Genomic DNA, 1,698 nt, shown 5'->3' with positions numbered 1-1,698 from the left:
AAATTGATGGAAAAGGCCGGAGAGACTGTCGAACAGGTTTTACATTGGTCATGTTGGCGACGACGACATCAATACTCCGCCCAACAATGTCATTATCGGCGCCGGGATAACCTTATGATTACAGAACAGTTACGACTGTAGTATTAATGCTGACTTCTTCCATTTTCGGTGTGGCAGTCTCAGTACGTGCCTTGCCTTCCTCCTCGTATGCCACGGCTGCGCCACCGACCGAAACCAACTGCTTATATTCGTTGCTGCGTGTAGTTTTCACCGTACAAATCCGGCGCATGACTGGTTCATCAGTCAGTTGTTGCATGATTTGTTTGTTCAGTTCAGGGATAACGGTATAGCCGCCTTCAGACGGAACGCTCGTAGATAGGGAACGGGTTTCGCCAGTCAAAACATAATGGCGCAGTTCATCATTGCTGAGTTTTTTGCTGGTTGGCTGGTTTTTTACCTGACTGCGTTCTTCATCAGCCAATGACTCATAACGGGCAATTTCAGTATTCAGCGTGTCAGACTGGCTGCGAATTTTGTTGAACTGTTTAGCTTCATCGCTGGTGAGTGAACGTTTTTCGTTTTCCGCTTTGGTAAGCAGTGAACGCATTTGTTGGGTTAAATCGGATTTTTGTTGGCGTAATTCGAGAAGTTTTTTCATGGTGTTTTTATATAAAATATAGTCGAGTTAAATTAGCTGTAATTTTTAACACCATGAAAAATAATATTAAGTTATCTATTTATGATAGGTGACCACACAAAATCAGAAGCAGCTCTAAGAAAAGGCCTACTATTTCGTGTAACCTGACAGTCTGCTTTGGGCCAGAAGCGGACATTACCAGTGCCCCTTTATATTAATCAATAAGTAGCAGATCAGCCTGGTTAGTTTTACCCAAACAAGATTTTACAGCCAGCTATCATTGTAAATGTCATTATCAGATAAAAGAACTGACGTTGTGAAAGTGAGGGGAAGCAACCTTTTCTGGCTAGCGTATATATTACACCTGCGAGTAAAATAAACGCAGTTGTTGAAGATGGCAGTTCACTGAGTAAAATCCAGAATGAGCGGTCCATCAATACATCTCACCGTTGCCAAAACTGAATGTTATATTTTGTTTTTTTGTGCTCCTCACGCCTCCCATGCTGAGTAAACTTTCAACAACTGTGTTCATTGATGAACTTGTTATTTCATCATCAAAGTGTGGTTGTCTTACTTGTCCTGCAACCAAATCGACATTATTTATTCTCTCAATTGACATTTCCCCTGAGAAGCCTGAACTACATAGTGAATGAAGCTGCATACGGATAAAACCGCTGACATACGCAGCAAACCACGGCCTGCTGAATACCTTTGTATATTTTTTTTCTGAGGGCCATAGGTAGCTGTCCAGTTCTCTGCATTTGTAGTTAAGTTTGTTTCCATCAATATGCAAATATCCATACATTCTGAATCCAAACCATGGAAAGCTAATATGAGGATTTACTGTTTTGGTACGCCCCCCCAATGCAGTCCGTTTGGCAAGCAACACTAAGCATCTGTCTGTTTCATCGAGGACTTCATACCAGGAAACCGGAGCTGGCTTACCCCAGTATTCTTCGTTATATACCCATCGTAATTGAAGCTGCTTGATTTTTCCTTCCTATCAGATCAAGATTGTGTCCATGAAAATTACCCTGACAAATGCCCAAAAAGAAGCCCTC

At 41.9% G+C, this 1,698-nt stretch carries 1 protein-coding gene and 1 pseudogene; both read right to left on the bottom strand.

Annotation, left to right across the window (positions count from 1 at the left end; all coding sequences use genetic code 11):
• Positions 1 to 145: 145 nt before the first annotated feature.
• Positions 146 to 658: pseudogene (locus Xinn_RS20670) on the bottom strand (phage major capsid protein); the annotation flags it as partial.
• 412 nt (positions 659 to 1,070) lie between these two features.
• Positions 1,071 to 1,442 (bottom strand): hypothetical protein, encoded by a 372-nt coding sequence (locus Xinn_RS20665; RefSeq protein WP_244590286.1) that lies wholly within the window; start codon positions 1,440 to 1,442, stop codon positions 1,071 to 1,073.
• Positions 1,443 to 1,698 lie beyond the last annotated feature (256 nt).

It is taken from the genome of Xenorhabdus innexi, from assembly GCF_002632485.1.
Classification (GTDB): domain Bacteria; phylum Pseudomonadota; class Gammaproteobacteria; order Enterobacterales; family Enterobacteriaceae; genus Xenorhabdus; species Xenorhabdus innexi.
Note: the sequence above shows the minus strand (reverse complement) of the source record. Positions and strands in the feature narration are given on the sequence as shown.